Below are 17,398 nucleotides of genomic sequence, written 5' to 3' on the forward strand. Positions count from 1 at the left end.
TTCTTCCTGACGGTAGTTAGGCGGTAGGCCCACCCGTACTCGGTCCGGGAGCGCGCTTCACAGCCGACTTACCAGTTCGACGGCCCGATTTTCTTCGTCGCCTTCGCGCGAAAGCCTGTGGGACCGATCAGCGACTCGAACACAGTCTGGCGCTCGGAATCGAGCGCGCCGCCGAAGGAGCCGACCCGCATCGTCCGATACGTCTCGAACCCCTTGTCATTGGAGTAGAAGTAAACGCTGCCGTGCAAGAGGCCGTGAATGAGTTCGTCCGACCGCACGTCGCCGGCGGGTCGGTCGAGTTTGACGAAGGCTACGTTCCCCCAGTTGACGACCGCCTCCCGAAGCCCCATCAGGAACGCGATTTCGTGGTTCTGGGGCAGGCCGAACTCCGTCGCCCGTTCGAGGTCGGTCAGCGAGTCGATAACGATGAGCGTCTCTGCGGCGTCGCTCACCCGGTCGCTGATATCGGAGAGAAGTTTCTCGAACGTCTCCACAGCAGGCTCTCGCTCCGGCGGCTCCGCGTCGGGCTGTTCGATTTCGGCGTCGCTCCGGCGGGCATCGAACAGCGCTTCGGGGACTGGCAACAGCTCCATAAACCGCTGGGAGAAATCGGCGACGGCCATGTTATCGGTGAGCGTATCGAACTGGTAGCCGTCGAGCACGGCGTCGAGTTCGCTGTAGACGTGCTCGCGGTCGTGCGAGAGCGTGATGTAGGTCACCGACTCTGGAATTGCCTCGCTGCGCCGGGCGATGCCGTTCGGAACCATTTCCGGGCGGTGTTTCGCGAGCATCAGCGTGGCGAGGCTGGTGTACGTGAAGGCGTCGCCTCCCGCGTCGGAGGCCCCCGCCAGCAGGACCGTGCTCCCGGTCGGAATCCCGCGGACCTGTCCGTCCAGCCCAGGGATGCCGAATGGGATGTACGACACGCCGGAGCTGATACTCTTGGCTTCCGGCGTCGATTCGGGTGCCATACCGCAACGAGGCGAACGGCGCAAAAAAACCTGCTGGCTACGTCAGGCGGCGGCCTCAGCGGACCGATTCCAGCAACAGGCGCTGTTCGACGCGCTTGACCTCGTGTTGTACGTCACGCACAGCGTCGATGTTCGGCGAGATGGAGGTGACTCCCTCGTCGACGAGGAAGTCGACCATCTGTGGCTTCGAGGCGGCCTGTCCGCAGATGCTCGTCGACACGTCGTGCTCGCGGCAGGTCCCGATGACCTGGCGCATGAGTTCGAGGACGGCCGGGTGGAGTTCGTCGAATCGGTCGGCGACGTTGCCGTTGTTGCGGTCGACGGCCAGCGTGTACTGGGTGAGGTCGTTCGTCCCGAAGGAGACGAAGTCGATGCCGGCGTCACAGATTTCCTCGATGGACAGCGCGCTCGCCGGCGTCTCGACCATGACACCCCAGTCGCGCTTCTCGGGGTCAATGCCGACCTCCTGCATCAGCGACTTCGCCCGCAGGATGTCCTCGGCGTCGGTCACGAGCGGCAGCATCAGCTCGACGTTGTCGTAACCGAGGTCGTACAGGCGCTCGAACGCGCGGAGTTCGAGCTTGAACTCGCCTGGCCGGTCGAGCGAGCGCCGGATGCCCCGGTAGCCCAGCATCGGGTTGTGTTCGCTGGGTTCGTCCTCGCCGCCCTGGAGCTGGCGGAACTCGTCGGAGGGGGCATCGAGCGTGCGGACCCGTACCGGCCGCGGGTAGAACGCCTCGGCGACCGAGCGGACGCCCTCGACGATTTCGTCGACGTAGGCGCGCTCGCCGTGGTCCTCGACGTAGCGGGCGGGCGTCTTGTCCGTCGAGAGAATCATGTGCTCGATTCGCAGCAGGCCGACGCCGTCGGCCCCCGTCGCGGCGGCCCGCTCGGCGGCCTCCGGAATGGAGACGTTGACCTTGACTTCCGTTCCGGTCATCGGCTTGACCGGCGAGTGTCCCTCGACCGCCCCGGCGTCGTCCTCGTCTTCGCTCGTCTCCGGGACCTTGGCCCCTTTCTCGACTGTGCCCTTGTCGCCGTCGAGCGTGACCGTCTCGCCGTCACGGAGCTTCTGTGTCGCGTCCTCTGCGCCGACGACGGCCGGGACGCCGAGTTCGCGGGAGACGATGGCCGCGTGGCTTGTCATCCCGCCTTCGTCGGTGATGATGCCGTTTGCCCGTTTCATCGCCGGTACCATGTCCGGCGTGGTCATTTCGGCGACGATGATGTCGCCGTCCTCGACCTTGTCGAGGTTGTCGAGCTTGTCGACGATACGGACGACGCCAGTGACCCGGCCCGGCGCGGAGCCGATGCCGGAGAGCCGGACCGACTCCGACTGGCTCTCCATCGCCCCACCGTCGGCGACGCCCGACTGCGCCCCCGGCGGCTGACTCTCGGCTTCGTTGGCCGAGCCGGCGCTTCCTTCGGGGTCGTCGATGGTAGTAATCGGGCGGGACTGGAGCAGATACACCTCGCCCTCGTAGACTGCCCACTCCACGTCCTGTGGAGTGTCGTAGTGGTCCTCGACGCGCTCGCCGACCTCCTGGAGTCGGTGTATCTCCTCGTCGGAGAGGACTCGTTCGTTGCGCTTCTCTTCGGGAACGGAGCGTTCGATGGTCTCGCCGTCATCGCCCCGTACACACATCACCTTCTTGTCGGCGACGGTCACCTCGTCGATGGTCCCCGTCTCGCGGTCGATAAGGTAGTTGTCGGGCGAGACCGCGCCGGAGACGACCGCTTCACCCAGTCCCCAAGCAGCTTCGATGATGGCCGTCGGACCACCGGTCGAGGGGTGGCTGGTGAACATGACGCCCGATTTCTCCGCGTCGACCATCTGCTGGACGACGACGGCGATGTCCACGGCGTCGTGGGCGAAGTCGTTCTCGTTGCGGTAGTAGATGGCCCGCTGGGTGAAAAGCGACGCCCAGCACTCCTTGACTCGCTGCAGGAGGTCTGCACGCGAGACGTTCAGGTACGTGTCCTGCTGGCCCGCGAAGGAGGCGTCCGGGAGGTCCTCCGCGGTCGCCGAGGACCGCACCGCCACGTCCTCGTCCCCCATCTCGTCGTAGGCGGCCAGCAGGTCCTCGCGGACCGACGGCGGGGTGTCGGTCTCTAGGATCAACTCCTGGGCGCGTTCAGCCGCCTCGGCCAGCGCCTGCGAGTCGTCGCTGTCGACATCGACGGCCTCGAATAACGGCTCGTCGATTCCAGTTGCTTCGATGAACGACCGATACGTGTCGGCGGTAACGACGAACGCCGACGGAACGGGCAGGTCCGCTCCGGTCAGTTCTCCGAGAGACGCCGCCTTGCCGCCGACCCGCGCCAGGTCGTCGGCACCGATTTCATCGAGCCACAGTGTTGGCATGGACTCACTCGTACCATCTCCAACGACAATTAAGGAAGTTCCGGTTACAGCCAGTGATGCGGCCGCTCTTCACTCGATTTCGAGTGAATTAGGCAGTCACGCCGCCGGTGCGGTTGCGTGGTCACGCCTCGATGATGTCGTCGTCGTCGACAGCGGGGACGGTCACTGTGCCGTTCAGTGCAGTGACAGCGCGCCCGCCGACCCACACCTCGGTTCCGTCAGTATCGACTGATACCGTCCCGGGTCTGTCACGGAAGTGCCCGCCCTCAGCGATAATCTGCTCGATAGTGTCATCAAGCGCGCCGTATCGGCGGACAAACGCCGCACAGGCCCCTGACGCCGCCGCGGTCACCGGTTCCTCGGTCCGGCTCCCCGCTCGGAAAGCGCGTCCGTGGAACGTCGACCGGCGCGTCGCGTCGGCACCGACGGTATCGAACGTGAACGGATACACGCCGGCTGCGTCCAAGTGGTCACAGAGCGAGGCGACGGTGGCCACGTCAACGCTGAGAGCGCTCAGATGCTCGAAGTAGTTGACTGGGACCATGAGCCACGGCTCGCCCGTGTCGGCCGTCACGAGCGGGAGATCCGCGCCCACGTCTTTGAGCGTGGCTTCGTCGAGACCGAGCGCGTCCGCGACATCACCGTAGGGGAGGTCGACTTCGGTGATATCGGCCCGGCCCTGTTCGACCCAGACCATCCCGTTCTGTTTTGTCTCGACAGCGACTTCGCCGGCGGCGGTAGCGACCGTCCACTCGCCGTCGCTGATTTCACCACGCTCGGAGAGCGCTGCGTGCGCGGCGACCACTGCCGTCTCCGCCTGTGCCAGTTCCTCGGTCGGCGAGAAACAGAGAAGTTGGCGGTCGGTGTCTTCCGCCGGCAAGACGAACGCTGTCTCGGCGGCCCCCAGTTCGCTGGCGACGGCCCGCATCTGGTCTGCAGTCAGTCCGTCGGCATCGGGCACTACGCCGGTCGGTGTGCCGGCCGTCGGCTCCGCAGCGAACGCGTCGACAAGCAGCGCCTGTCGGGTATCCATGGCACGGAGTTGTGCTGACCCGCAGATAACCTTTTCCGGAGCTAGCCGTGGCCGTCCGGTGGTGAGACATGCGTCGATGACCGGGACGCACCCCTGACGGACGACTTTAGTACAGGGAGGTATCACTGGAACGCATGAGCGATGACGTCGACCTCCCTGAGAGCCACCCCCGCTACGAGTCGCTTTTGACCCGCCACCGGATCGAGGCGGGCGTCGACCGCGGAATCACCTCCCGACAGGGCCTCATCGCCCAGGGCCGTGGCGAGGCCTTCGACTACCTGCTGGGCGAGCACACTATCGACAGCGCCGACGCCGCCGAGCACGCCGCCGCGGCACACCTCCTGTCCGCCGACCACGCCGTCATCTCGGTCAACGGCAACGCCGCTGCCCTCGTGCCCGGCGAACTCGTCGAGCTGGCCGAAGTGACCGGCGCTGACCTCGAAGTGAACCTGTTCAACCGAACCGAGGAGCGCATCGAGGCCATCGCCGAGTACCTCCGCGAACACGGCGCGACAGACGTGAAGGGGCTGACCGCCGACGGGCGCATCCCCGGCCTCGACCACGAGCGCGCGAAGGTCGACGCCGACGGCATCGGCGCGGCGGACGTGGTGCTCGTCCCGCTGGAGGACGGCGACCGCGCCGAGGCGCTGGGCGAGATGGGGAAGACGGAACTGGTCATTGACCTCAACCCTCAGAGCCGCTCGGCAGAGGTGGCGGCGGTCCCCATCATCGACAACATCATTCGCGCGATACCGAACATCACCGAGCATGCCCGTGACCTCCGCGGCGACCCGGCCGCCCAGCAGGACGCTATCGACACGTTCGACGCCGACAGCGCCCTGACCGCCGCCGAGCGGCGGATTCGGGAGGGCGACCTCGAATGAGCTTGCCGCCGTACATCTACGCCGACCGGCGGGTCCCCGACGAGGAGGCCGTCAGAGAGACGCTCGACCAGCGGACGATGACGGCCTTCGGCGATACCGAGCGACTCGAACGGCTCCACCGAGTGTTCTATCCGGTGTTCAAGGTCGACTACGAGTACGAGACCGGCGAGGGCAGACTGTTCGGCACGACGAGCAAATCCGAGACGGCGTTTCTCGACGGCCTCTGGGCGGACAACGACCGGGCCGTCGCCCAGTACGTCGACGACACCGACGCGGTGGTCCGGCGGGCGACCAGCGACTACGACTTCGGCCGTAGCGACCCGGCGCTCGGTCGCTCGGTCCTGTTGCAGTTCCAGGTCACCGACGACGACGCCCGGTCGCTACTGCCCCAGCGTGTCGCGGAGTACCGCGAACAGCGCCACGACTCCGCCTCGGGCGCGGCGAACGTGTTCCTCCGGAAGCTGCGCGAGTCCTACGGCCTGCCCGGTGATTTCGACCCCGACGGGTTCGACGGCGTGACCGCCGTCGACCGGCTCTACCTCCCCTTCTGGCTCGCCGAGTACCACTCGCCTGACAGCACGGATGTCAAGCTCGTCACGTTCCGTGACCCGGACGCCTCAACCGAGGACCTCAAACGCCACGGCTGGCTCGCGGAGTTTTTGAGCGCCGAACCCCGACGGCTGGCCGAGTACGGCTACGAGGTCAACCCCGACCGGCTCGAACGGAACATTCGGGAGCGGATCGACCAGTCCGACGACTCCGGCTCGGCCGAGACGAGCGGCGATACCGACCCGGGCCGGGCCGACGGCGCGCCCTCGATAAACCGCGAGCGACCCTCGGACGATGGGACGGTGGTCCAGCCCGACGGCGTCGACATGGAGGCCGACGGGCTGGTCGACCCGAACCCGTCCCGAAGCTTCGCCGACGTGGGCGGGATGTCAGAGCTACTGGAGACGCTCAACCACAAGGTCGTCCGGCCGCTGCAGGACCCGAGTGCCTTCGAGGAGTACGGCATCGGTGTCGTCAACGGCGTCCTGTTGCACGGCCCGCCCGGGTGCGGGAAAACCCACGTCGCCGGCGCGCTTGCGGGCGAGGTCGACCATGCCTTCATCGAGGTCACGCCCGCCGACGTGACCAGCAAGTACATGGGCGAACCCGCACAGAAGGTCGAGGAGCTGTTCCAGATTGCCCGCGCGAACGCCCCGTGTATCCTCTTTATCGACGAAATCGACGGCATCGCTGGCGCGCGTGACGGCGATAGCAACATGAACAGCAGCGAGCAGCAACTGGTCAACCAACTGCTGACCGAACTAGAGGGTATCGCCGACGAGGACGTGGTGGTGCTCGGCGCGACGAACCTCGTCGAAGACGTGGATGACGCCATCCGCCGCTCGGGGCGGTTCGACGAGCGGGTGGAAGTCCCGCCGCCGGACCCGCAGGCGCGAAAACAGATTCTCGAGATTCACCTCGCCGGCCGGCCGACGGCCGACGACATCGATTTGGACCCAGTCGTCGAGGAGACCGCCGGCTTCGCCGCCAGCGACATCGAACTCCTCGCGGAGGACGCCGCCCGCAAGGCACTGCGGGCGGACGCCCCCATCGGGACGAACCACTTGCTGCAGGCCGCCGCGGAGACCGACACCAGCATCCCGGACTGGGTCGACCCCGAGATGGTCGCGGAAAACGGCGTCGTCCAGCCCGACGGCGTCGACCTGCAGGCCAGCTCGCTCGTCGAGACTGACCCCGGACGCGACTTCGCAGACGTGGGCGGCATGGGCGAACTGAAGGAGCGGCTCGAAGACACGGTCCTCGACCCACTGGCGAACGCCGACGCCTACGCCGAGTACGGCATCGACGTGCTGTCCGGACTGTTGCTGTACGGCCCGCCCGGCTGCGGAAAAACCCACCTCGCCGGTGCGCTCGCGGGCGAACTCGGCCACAGTTTCGTCGAAATCAGCCCGGCAGACGTGACGAGCAAGTGGATGGGCGAGCCGGCCCGCAACGTCGCCGAGGTGTTCGAGGTGGCCCGCGCGAACGCTCCCTGCGTGCTGTTCATCGACGAGATCGACGGTATCGCTGGCTCGCGACGCGGCTCGATGAACACGAGCGAGCAACAGCTGGTCAATCAGCTGCTCACCGAACTCGAAGGCGCGGCGGCCGAGGACATCGTCGTGGTCGCCGCGACGAACTTCGTCGAGGACATCGACGCGGCGCTCCGGCGCTCCGGCCGCTTCGACGAGCGCGTGGAGGTCCCGCCGCCGGATGCCGAGGCTCGAAGACAGATTCTGGAAATTCATCTACAGGACCGACCCGTCGCCGGCGACATCGACTGGAACGCCATCGTCGAGCCGACGGCTGGCTACGCCGCCAGCGACCTCGAACTCGTCGCCGAGGACGCGGCGCGTCACGCCTTGCGAGACGGCTCGGACATAACGCAGGCGCACCTCGAAACCGCCGTCTGGGAAACGCATTCGAGTATTGCCGACTGGGACGACCGCGACCGCTATCAGGGGGCTGAGGGCACCGCGGACCTGGGGCTCGGGCCCTGAGGACGGCTCACTCTAGCTCCTCGTCGAGGGCCGCAGCAACCCGCTCGGTGAAGGCCGGTGACTCGACAAGCGCGCCCGCGGCCTCAATGTCCTCGTGGACCGGTCGGTCTGTGGTCAGCTTCGGGACCACTGCACGGACGGCGTCGTAGGCCTCGGCCGAACCGACGCCCAGTTCGAGGGCATCGTCGACGAAATCAGCGGCCTGTGCCCCACAGCACAGCTCGACGCCGAGAATCGCGGCGGCGTTTCGGGCCGCGTTTCGGGCCAGATAGGCCGACTGCGCGCTCATGCTGACGTGGTCCTCCTGATTGCCGCTGACGGGCGTGTTGTCCATCGAGGGCCGGCCAAAGGACCGACATTCGTTCAACAGTGCGGCAGCGGTGTACTGTGCGATCATGTAGCCCGACCGGACGCCGCTTCGCTCGGTGAGAAACGGCGGGAGGTGTGGCTCCTGCAGATTCGGATTGAGCATCCGGTCCGTCCGGCGCTCCGAGATGGCCGCGAGTTCGGTGAGCGCGTTCGTCAGATAGTCGAGGCGCATGGCGAGTACCGCGCCATGGAAGTTCCCGCCGGACAGCACGCCCGCGCTGTCGGAGCCGGAGGCCCGGTCCCCCACCGCTTCGCGGGGGAATACCAGTGGATTGTCGGTCGCGCTGTTGAGTTCCACCTCGACGGCCTCCCGGAGGTGGGCGACGGCGTCGCGGACCGCGCCGTGGACCTGCGGCAGACAGCGCATCGCGTAGGCGTCCTGTACGCGGTCACAGTTTCGGTGGGACTCGACCACGTCGGAGTCAGCCGTCAGTCGCCGGACGTTTCGCGCGCTTGCGGCCTGGCCGGCGTGGGGCCGGACGGCGGTGATGGCTTCGTGTGAGGGTACTGTCGAAGAGAGAGTCACCTCCGTCGTGAGCGCACCAGCGATGTCGGCGACAGTGACCAGTCGCTCGGCGTCGGTGAGGAGGAGCGCGGCCACGCCGACGGTCAGTTGCGTCCCGTTGATGAGCGCCAACCCCTCCTTGGCCCGGAGCGTCACCGGTTCGAGGCCGGCTGCGTCGAGTGCCTCGTCGCCGGGGAGTCGGTCCCCCCCGACCTCGGCTTCGCCTTCGCCGATGAGTACCAGCGACATGTGGGCGAGCGGAGCGAGGTCACCGCTCGCACCGAGACTGCCTCGCGATGGGACGACCGGGTGGACACCAGCGTCGAGCATCGCCACCAGCAGATCGACGACGGACTCGCGGATGCCGGAATACCCCTTCGCCAGCGTGTTCGCTCGCGTGACCAGCATCGCCCGGACCTCCGCAGTCGTCAACTCCCGGCCGACAGCGGCGGCGTGGCTCCGCAGGAGGTTCCGCTGGAGGTCGTCGAGGTCCGCGTGTGGGATGCGCTCGTCGACGAGATCGCCGAAGCCGGTAGTGACGCCGTACACCGCCTCGCCGCTGTCCAGCACGCTCTCGACGCGTTCGCGGGACTCACGGATTCGCTCGCGAGCGGTTTCGGCAACCGTGACGGTCGCGCCGCTCCGGGCGACGGCGACCACGTCGGCGGGCGTGAGCGACTCGCCGTCGAGGACAACTTCGGCGGTCATGGGTTGACCCCCCGGTCGTATGACTCATGCGTTGGGGTGCTGACGACTGAGCCGTCTTTCAGGACAGTGTCGACGACGTTGGTCCCGTACTGGTAGGGTATGTGGACGTGACTCGGCGCGGCAAGGACGACAACGTCACCGGGCGCACCCGCACGAAGCGTCCCAAGTCCGCCGGTCCTGTTCAGTGCGAGCGCGGCGTGGCTCGTCCCAGCGACCAGCGCTTCGGCCGGCGTCAGTCCCATCTCGACGCAGGCCAGCGACAGCGCAAAGCCCATGCTGTGGCTGTGGCAGTTCGGATTGAAGTCCGTCGCCACCGCGACGGGCGCACCCCGGTCGCGGAACGCCGTCGCGTCCGCGTACGCTGCGCCGAGACCGAACGCTGTCCCGGGAAGCAACACCGGCGTCACGCCAGCGTCGACAAGCGCGTCAATGTCTTCGCCGGTCGCGTGCAGGAGGTGGTCAGCACTGGCCGCGCCCACGTCCGCCGCCAGCTGCGTCCCGCCGATGTGGGCCAGTTCTTCGGCGTGGACCTTCGGCGTCAGCCCGGCAGCTGCGCCTGCTTCGAGGACCCGTCGGGACTGCGCGACCGAGAAGACGCCCTCCTCACAGAACACGTCGCAGAACTCGGCGATGCCCTGTGACTCGACCGCTGGAACCTGCTCGTCGACGACCGCCGCGGTGTAGTCGTCGGTGTCCCACCCCTCGGGGACCGCGTGTGCGCCCATGAATGTCGGGACCACGTCGACGGGATGGACCGCGTCAGCGCTGTCGATAACTCGGAGCATCTGTAGCTCTGTCTCCGTGTCGAGCCCGTAGCCGGACTTCACCTCGACTGTCGTCGTCCCGTGGGCGAGCATGGTGTCGAGATGGGCCAGCAGGTTCGACAGCAGCGTTTCCTCGTCGGCGTCCCTGACCGCCCGGACCGTTCGGAGGATGCCGCCGCCCTCTGCGAGGATGTCCTGATAGGACTTCCCGCGCAGTTTGGCGGCGAACTCGTCCGAGCGGTCGCCGGCGAACAGCGCGTGGGTGTGGGGGTCGACGAAGCCCGGAACGACGGCCTGACCGCCGGCGTCGACAGCGTGGTTGGCGCTCTCCGGCGGGTATTCGGCGGTTACGTCCGCCGTCGGACCGACAGCCGCGACCGTGCCGTCCACGATGGCGACTGCGCCGTCCTCATATGCTTCTAGGCCGCGGCTGTCCGCCGCCGGGCCGGCGACGAGTTCGGACGCGCCGTAGACCACCGCATCGAGGGTTGTCATCGGTCACCTCCCAGGCCACTGAGGAAGTGTGCGACGGCGCGGGCACCGGCGCGGGCGGTCCGGTTCCCGGCGTCCAGCGGCGGCGCGCACTCGACCACCTCGAAGCCGGCGATACGGTCGTCGGACCCCACGCGGCACAGCATCCGGAACAGTTCCCGTGTCGAGAGGCCGCCCGGCGTCGGCGCGCTCACGCCCGGCGCGGCTGTGGCGTCGAGCACGTCGAGGTCTAAGCTAACATAGACGGCGTCTACGTCACCAAGCGCGTCGAGCGCGTCGTCCACCGCGCCGGCTGGATCACCGGCCACCGACGCCGGCGGCAGGACTGTCCCGCCCTGCTCGGCGAGGTAGTCGTGGTACGCCGTCGAGGTTTCGAAGTGGCGCGCGCCGACAACGGCCAGTGCGTTGAGGCCTGCATCGTGCAGCTGCCGGTACGGCGTCCCGCTCGTCGGCTCGTCCCGAACGGCGCGGCAATCGAGGTGGGCGTCGAAGCTGACTGCGCCGACCGTTTCGTGAGCCACCAGCGGCGCGGCGTTCGGGAACGTCAGCGAGTTGTCGCCACCGAGAAACACCGGCACTGCGCCCGCTGCGTGAATCTCAGCCGTCATCGAGCGGACAGCGTTCTGGACCCGTTCGACACCGCCGGCCGGAATCTCAATATCGCCGAGGTCGGCGACTGCGTGTACCGGCCCGCGTTCGACGTGATGGGTCTTTGTTCCACCGAGTTCGCGCCGGAGGGCCGCAGGGCCAGCACGCGCGCCCGACCGTCCGATGACGGCCCTATCGTACGGCTCTCCCACCAGTACAGCGTCGTACTCAGACGCGGTCGCGAGCGTGGCCGTCTCGACGATGTCGCCGAACTGCTCGTCGTTTGGGTCGCCGGAGGGGCCGGTCCACGGCGACGGGGCTGTCAGGTCAGTCATCGGTCGCGGTTGCGGTCACGCATCGGGACCGCGACATCGTTTTGGTCGGTCATCTCCTGTGCGACCTCGTAGCCGGCGTCGACGTGGCGAATAACACCCATCCCGGGGTCGGTCGTGAACACACGGCGGGCCTTCTCGGCTGCGAGATCAGACCCGTCGAGGACGACGTGGTTGTTCGTGTGCAGGGAGCTGCCGATGCCGACGCCGCCGCCGTCGTGGACGCTGACGATGTCCGCGCCGGCGGCACAGTTCAGCAGGGCGTTCAGGATCGGCCAGTCGGCGACGGCGTCAGTGCCGTCTTTCATCGCCTCGGTTTCCCGGTTCGGCGAGGCCACGCTCCCGGCATCCAGATGGTCCCGCGTAACGACGACGGGTGCCGAAATCTCCCCGTCAGCGACGAGTTCGTTGATGCGGAGCGCGAGGCGGGCACGCTCGGTCAGCCCGTCCTCGGTCGCGTACCCAAGCCAGCACACTCGCGAGGGGAGCCCCTGGAAGGATACCTGCTCCTGAGCGAGGTCGATCCAGCGGTGGAGGTCGTCCTTCTCCGGGAACAGCTCCTTGACTGCGTCGTCAGTCCGATGGATGTCCGCGGGGTCGCCCGAGAGCGCGGCCCAGCGGAACGGCCCCTTGCCTTCACAGAACAGCGGGCGGATGTACGCGGGAACGAACCCCGGGAAGTCGAACGCGCTGTCGAGGTCGCGCTGGTCCTCGACCTGTCCACGGATGTTGTTGCCGTACTCGAAGGCGATGGCTCCCCTGTCCTGCAGTTCCAGAATGCCATCGACGTGTCGCGACATCGTATCGAGGCTCTCTGCGACATACGTCTCGGGGTCGCGTTCGCGGAGCCGGTCGGCGTCCTCGACAGTGTAGCCAGCGGGGTAGTACCCTTCGAGTTCGTCGTGTGCGCTCGTCTGGTCGGTCACTACATCGGGGACGAACCCCATGTCCAACATCTCCGCGAGCATGTCGGCGGCGTTCATGTGGACGCCGACGCTGTAGGGCTCACCGTTCGCCGCGGCCGCCTGTGCGCGCTCGATGGCCGTCGCGAGCTCGTCGGTTTTCTCCTGGCAGTACCCCGTCTCGATGCGCCGGTCGATACGGTCCGCGTCGACTTCGGCCGCGATACAGACGCCGTGGTTCATCGTCACCGCGAGCGGCTGCGCACCGCCCATTCCGCCGAGACCGCCGGTGACGACAATCTTCCCGCGAAGGCCGTCGTTCTCTGGGTAGTGTTTCCGGGCAAGTGCGGCCAGCGTCTCGTAGGTCCCCTGGATGATGCCCTGCGTGCCGATGTAGGCCCACGAACCGGCGGTCATCTGGCCGTACATGATCTGTCCCTTTGCTTCGAGTTCGTGGAAGTGCTCCCAGGTGTCCCACTTGCCGACGAGGTTCGAGTTCGCGATGAGGACGCGGGGGGCTTTCTCGTGGGTTTTGAATCGACCGACCGGCTTGCCGCTCTGGACGAGGAGAGTTTCGGTAGCACCGAGTTCGCGGAGTTCGTCGACGATGGCGTCGTAGGCGTTCCATGACCGGGCCGCACGCCCGGTTCCGCCGTACACGACCAGCTTTTCGGGCTGCTCGGCGACGTCGGGGTCGAGGTTGTTGTTCAGCATCCGTAGCGCGGCCTCCTGTCGCCACCCTTCACACTCGATATCAGTGCCGGTGGGCGCACCCTGGTACTCGCGCCACTGTTCTGAGGGCGTCCCGACGTCGTGGCCGGTGTCTGGGCCAGACTGCTGTGTCATACCCTCCTGTTTGCGCCCGAGTGTGATAGCAGAGGCCCTCCTTGCGGAACTGTTTTTATATGTATGTGTGTATTGGTTGCTATGTACGAGGCGGTGTTCCGGGTGGCCGGTGACGGGGCCTACGAGGCGGCGACCGACGGGACGGGCACGCGAATCGAGCTGTGGTGTACCGACCACAGCGACCTCCTCTACGTCCGCGGAGGGGATGTCGGGCCGGTCGTCGAGCAGGTCCGTGAGACTGTCGGCGTCGCCGAGCGCCTCGAAACAGATGACGGGCAGGTTCTGGTCACAGAGGCGTGTCTGAAGGTACACTTAGCGGATACCGTCGAGCACTATCTGGCCGACGAGGGGTGTCTGCTCGTGCCGCCACTTCGGTACGCGGAGGGGCACAAGCTCGTTCGAGCGCTGGGGCTCAGTTCCGAGGCGCTGTCGGCGGTGTACCGGTCATTAGCGTCGGCGTTCGAGGTCACTGTCGAGTCGAAACGCGAGGTCGGATCACTGACGCCCGACGCGCCGCTGGTGACCGTTGGCGACGTGGTCCCGTCGCTCTCGCCACGCCAGCGCGAGGTGTTCCTGACGGCATACGAGCAGGGGTATTACGAACTGCCGCGCGGGACGACGACGGCGGCTATTGCGGACCGTGTTGGTGTCCAGCGCCGAACTGCGGAGGACCACCTGCGGCGCGCCGAAAAGAAACTGGCCGACGCGCTGGTGGGGTACCTGTAGCGACGGCGGGTGCGACCAATACGCTGTCCTAGCAGCACCCTGTTCGGGGATGGTATCGATGCCCGCAGTCCGGACACGTCGCGCTGAACGCCGTCGCGTCATACTCGAAGCCGGTGTCACACTGCTGGCAGACGAGTAGCTGTGCCATAGCAGTAATGCAGGTCTGCGTCCACATCAGTGTCCTGCTGCCGCTGGCGGGGTGTATTTCCGTGTCCGGGCGAAGGGCCGAGTATGGACCTCGACCGCTTTACCGACGACACGCCGGCCGACGACGCACCCGGCGAGGCCAGGGTCTGTGTTGTCGCCGCGCAGACGGAGACGTTCGAACGCTGTCGGCAGGGTTTCTACCCGTCTCCGGAGTCGTATGACCGAACGACAGAACCGCTCGACTACATGGCGTTCTACCGGACTGCCCCGGTATCGGCGGTCACGCACTACGCTCCGGTGACCGCCAGAACGGAGCAGACCCGTGGCGGCCCGGGACCGATGGACGCTGACGATTGGGCCGCCCTCATCGACCCGTTCTCGGAGACGGACGATGTCGTAGTGTTCGAACTGGCCGACCTCGTACCGCTCGGAAGTCCTGTCGAGAACGACCAGCACGGCCTCCGAGGGGCGTGGTACTGCACTATTGAGAACCTACGGACCACCGATACGCTCTCGTCGCTGGCTGCTACCGCGACTACCTGAGCAGGGTCCGATAGCCCACGCAACACCCCGCTATCAGGGGCGAGGGTTCAAGCGGGAAGCGCCCGTATAGATGACGAATGCTCATCTACCCATCAGTCCGAGACCACGGCGTCTCGCTGTGTGAGCGGGCCGGCTACGATGTGGCGGTGCGTGACGATAGCGGCGGACCGCCCGCGCTCGCGACGCCGAACGACGACGCGGTCGGTCTCGTGGATGCCACAGACCCGCGCCCCGTCGCTATCGAGCCGCTGACCGAAGCCAACGTCGGCCCCGATGGACTCATTCCCCGGTTCGTCGACGCGGTTCGGGAGGGCCGGGACTGCCTGTTCGTGGTCCCGTCGACGGAGGCGATGGGAACGACACTGACACAGATGGTCGCTACCATCCTGGGTGAGCCCGCCTGTCTCGCCGCCGACGGCCCTGACGGCCGGCAGTTCTACAATGGCCCCGACCGCGTCCCGCTCTCAGATGGAACCTACGCCTGTGCGCGAGCCCCCGCCAGTGACCTCCAGTGGCGCGAAGTCAGAGTTGATCAGGGTCGGCCCAGACTCGAACTCGGCGTCGGGACGGAGGTGATCGCAGTTCTCGAACACGTCGACTTGCTCGCCGAGGCCGGTCGCCACGCCTTCCAGCACGCCTACCGCCGGGCGGATAACGGGCAGTTCGAGGTGACAGCCGGCGGCGACGTAATCGAACGGTTCCCCGGTCCGACAGCGATGCGGCGCGGCGGCTACCCGCCCGTGCCGATGCCGCTGGTCCCTGAGCACCTGTTCCCCGAAAACGCGGACAGCTCACGGTGGGCCGTCTGCCAGCCCGATGGCGGTACGGACGTACTGACCGTCACTGGACTGAGTGCCTGGGGCTGACGGCGGGTCTTTTCTCCTGCTACTGTGCGGACAGCGACTGGTGTCTGCATCAGAACGACTATGTATCACCGCAAAATATCACTAAGTGGTATGAGCGATTCCGACTCATTCGAACAGTTCAGCGACGTCGGCGAGGCGGAAGTCACACGCGCCATCGGGCAGGAGTGGACCGAGGAGTTCATGGACTTCTCGGACTCCGACGTGATTATCGTCGGCGGCGGCCCCTCGGGGCTGATGGCCGCGAAAGAACTCGCCGAGCGCGGCGTGCAGGTGATGGTCGTCGAGAAGAACAACTACCTCGGCGGCGGTTTCTGGCTCGGTGGCTTCCTGATGAACAAGGTCACTGTCCGCGACCCGGCCCAGCAGGTGCTCGACGAACTCGACGTCGACCACAAACAGTCCAAAGACAGCGAGGGGCTGTACGTCGCCAACGGGCCTGAGGCCTGCTCGGGCCTTATCAAGGCCGCCTGCGACGCCGGCGCGAAGATGCAGAACATGACGGAGTTCACCGACATCGTCATCCGCGAGGACCACCGTGTCGGAGGCATCGTCATGAACTGGACGCCGGTCCACGCGCTACCCCGCGAAATCACCTGCGTCGACCCAATCGCCGTCGAGGCCGACCTCGTCATCGACGCGACCGGCCACGACGCGATGGCCGTCAAGAAACTCGACGAGCGCGGCGTCCTCAACGCGCCGGGCCTCGAAGACGAAGCCAGCGGCATGGACCAGACCGACGACGACACCTACGGTGCGCCTGGCCACGACTCACCCGGCCACGACTCTATGTGGGTCGGCGAGAGCGAAGACGCTGTCGTCGAACACACAGGCCTCGCCCACGACGGCCTCGTCGTCACCGGCATGGCCACCGCGACGACCTACGGCCTCCCGCGCATGGGCCCGACGTTCGGCGCGATGCTCGTCTCTGGCAAGCGCGCGGCGCAGGTCGCGCTTGATGAGCTTGAAGTCGATGCCGAGCCGGTCGACGTCACGAGTCGCGACGCAACCCCGGCTGACGACTGAATCCCCTCCCACGTCACTGGTTTTAAAAACCCATCTTTTATACGTTTCAGTAATCCATTCAGGCCATAATATCGCATTAATACAAACAATTATACAACCGTGCGATAGTTCTGTTAGTGATTGACAATCAATGCCTGAAGAGATGCAGCGGAGCGACAACCACGGGTCTGACGAGCCAGTCGGCGGCGAGATCGCGGTCCAGCTCTGGAGTCGGCGACCGGTCTGTGGCCCTCGAACGACAGCGATCGACCGGTTCACAGAACTCGCCGCAACGGGAGTTATCAATGACTTCGATATTCAGACGTGGCCCGAGGAAATTCCCGTGTCCCAGCGGAGCGAGCATGGAGAGATGCTTGCGACTGTCGACAGATACGAACAGTGGGCGACCAGACGAGGACTGAGTCTCCGACCGCCCTTTGAGACGCGGACCTCGTCGTTACTCGTCGGCGGCAGTACGGAGGTGCTGCGACTCCCGATGATAGCCGTCGCCGTCTACGCGGACGACGATCTGGTCGGGGTATACCCGTGTACTGACGGGGAAACCACATGGTCGGTCACGGACTGCATCGACGCGCTCACTGCGGACCCGACGGCACTCCCGCACGAACCGAAGTAGTGCTCGCCACTGGAACGTCACAGACTGTCCGCGGCGGTTCTGGCCAGCACTGCGGTAGGTGGCTGTCTCTCACCGGTAGCGCCGCATCGACCCGTTCGCTCTGATTCTTCAGTTCGCCGTCTCAATGCGCGGGGGTCTCCGAGACACAAATGGTATTACCCAACGATAC

General features: G+C 66.5%; 14 protein-coding genes. 7 read left to right on the plus strand and 7 right to left on the minus strand.

What is annotated here, in order from left to right; all coding sequences use genetic code 11:
* Positions 1–68: 68 nt before the first annotated feature.
* From D3D01_RS06235 to D3D01_RS06245, 3 genes are all read right to left on the minus strand, one after another.
* Complete coding sequence (locus D3D01_RS06235) at positions 69–971, minus strand: chemotaxis protein CheY (RefSeq protein ID WP_121511598.1); 903 nt, start codon at positions 969–971, stop codon at positions 69–71.
* A gap of 55 nt (positions 972–1,026) precedes the next feature.
* Complete coding sequence (gene ppsA / locus D3D01_RS06240) at positions 1,027–3,336, minus strand: phosphoenolpyruvate synthase (protein ID WP_121511599.1); 2,310 nt, start codon at positions 3,334–3,336, stop codon at positions 1,027–1,029.
* A gap of 121 nt (positions 3,337–3,457) precedes the next feature.
* Positions 3,458–4,369 (minus strand): PhzF family phenazine biosynthesis protein, encoded by a 912-nt coding sequence (locus D3D01_RS06245; protein WP_121511600.1) that lies wholly within the window; start codon positions 4,367–4,369, stop codon positions 3,458–3,460.
* Positions 4,370–4,503: 134 nt separating this feature from the next.
* Here D3D01_RS06245 and D3D01_RS06250 point away from each other — a divergent pair, with 134 nt between their 5' ends.
* Positions 4,504–5,253, plus strand: coding sequence for a 4-phosphopantoate--beta-alanine ligase (locus tag D3D01_RS06250; RefSeq protein WP_121511601.1), 750 nt, complete (start codon positions 4,504–4,506; stop codon positions 5,251–5,253).
* Positions 5,250–7,802, plus strand: coding sequence for an AAA family ATPase (locus D3D01_RS06255; RefSeq protein ID WP_121511602.1), 2,553 nt, complete (start codon positions 5,250–5,252; stop codon positions 7,800–7,802). The genes D3D01_RS06250 and D3D01_RS06255 overlap by 4 nt, the downstream gene beginning before the upstream one ends.
* Before the next feature lie 7 nt (positions 7,803–7,809).
* Here the strand turns inward: D3D01_RS06255 and hutH are convergent, their stop codons facing one another.
* From hutH to hutU, 4 genes are read right to left on the minus strand one after another with little or no spacing between them, the layout of a single operon-like run.
* Positions 7,810–9,384 (minus strand): histidine ammonia-lyase, encoded by a 1,575-nt coding sequence (gene hutH / locus D3D01_RS06260; RefSeq protein WP_121511603.1) that lies wholly within the window; start codon positions 9,382–9,384, stop codon positions 7,810–7,812.
* The gene (hutI, locus tag D3D01_RS06265) at positions 9,381–10,643 is read right to left on the minus strand and encodes an imidazolonepropionase (protein ID WP_121511604.1); all 1,263 of its coding nucleotides are present in this window, start codon (positions 10,641–10,643) and stop codon (positions 9,381–9,383) included. Before hutI ends, hutH begins: the two co-directional genes overlap by 4 nt.
* Entirely contained in the window at positions 10,640–11,563 is a 924-nt protein-coding gene (gene hutG / locus D3D01_RS06270; RefSeq protein WP_121511605.1) for a formimidoylglutamase, read from the minus strand. Before hutG ends, hutI begins: the two co-directional genes overlap by 4 nt.
* On the minus strand, positions 11,560–13,308 hold the full coding sequence (gene hutU / locus D3D01_RS06275) for a urocanate hydratase (RefSeq protein ID WP_121511606.1): 1,749 nt from the start codon (positions 13,306–13,308) through the stop codon (positions 11,560–11,562). The genes hutG and hutU overlap by 4 nt, the downstream gene beginning before the upstream one ends.
* Before the next feature lie 81 nt (positions 13,309–13,389).
* Between hutU and D3D01_RS06280 the strand changes: the two genes are divergently transcribed.
* The 5 genes from D3D01_RS06280 to D3D01_RS06300 all read left to right on the plus strand — a co-directional run bounded on the left by D3D01_RS06280 (position 13,390) and on the right by D3D01_RS06300 (position 17,229).
* Positions 13,390–14,034, plus strand: coding sequence for a helix-turn-helix domain-containing protein (locus D3D01_RS06280; RefSeq protein ID WP_101350721.1), 645 nt, complete (start codon positions 13,390–13,392; stop codon positions 14,032–14,034).
* 231 nt (positions 14,035–14,265) lie between these two features.
* A complete protein-coding gene (locus D3D01_RS06285; RefSeq protein ID WP_121511607.1) occupies positions 14,266–14,724 on the plus strand; it encodes a hypothetical protein in 459 nt (152 codons plus the stop codon).
* A 77-nt stretch (positions 14,725–14,801) separates the two neighbouring features.
* Positions 14,802–15,590 carry a hypothetical protein gene (locus tag D3D01_RS06290; protein WP_121511608.1) on the plus strand — a complete coding sequence of 263 codons (789 nt, stop codon included), beginning with the start codon at positions 14,802–14,804 and terminating at the stop codon, positions 15,588–15,590.
* Positions 15,591–15,680: 90 nt separating this feature from the next.
* The gene (locus D3D01_RS06295) at positions 15,681–16,613 is read left to right on the plus strand and encodes a sulfide-dependent adenosine diphosphate thiazole synthase (RefSeq protein ID WP_058994571.1); all 933 of its coding nucleotides are present in this window, start codon (positions 15,681–15,683) and stop codon (positions 16,611–16,613) included.
* 130 nt (positions 16,614–16,743) lie between these two features.
* Complete coding sequence (locus D3D01_RS06300) at positions 16,744–17,229, plus strand: HTH domain-containing protein (RefSeq protein WP_121511609.1); 486 nt, start codon at positions 16,744–16,746, stop codon at positions 17,227–17,229.
* Positions 17,230–17,398: the final 169 nt, after the last annotated feature.

Origin of the sequence: Haloarcula sp. Atlit-7R, assembly GCF_003666065.1 — an archaeon.
Taxonomy (GTDB): Archaea; Halobacteriota; Halobacteria; order Halobacteriales; family Haloarculaceae; genus Haloarcula; species Haloarcula taiwanensis.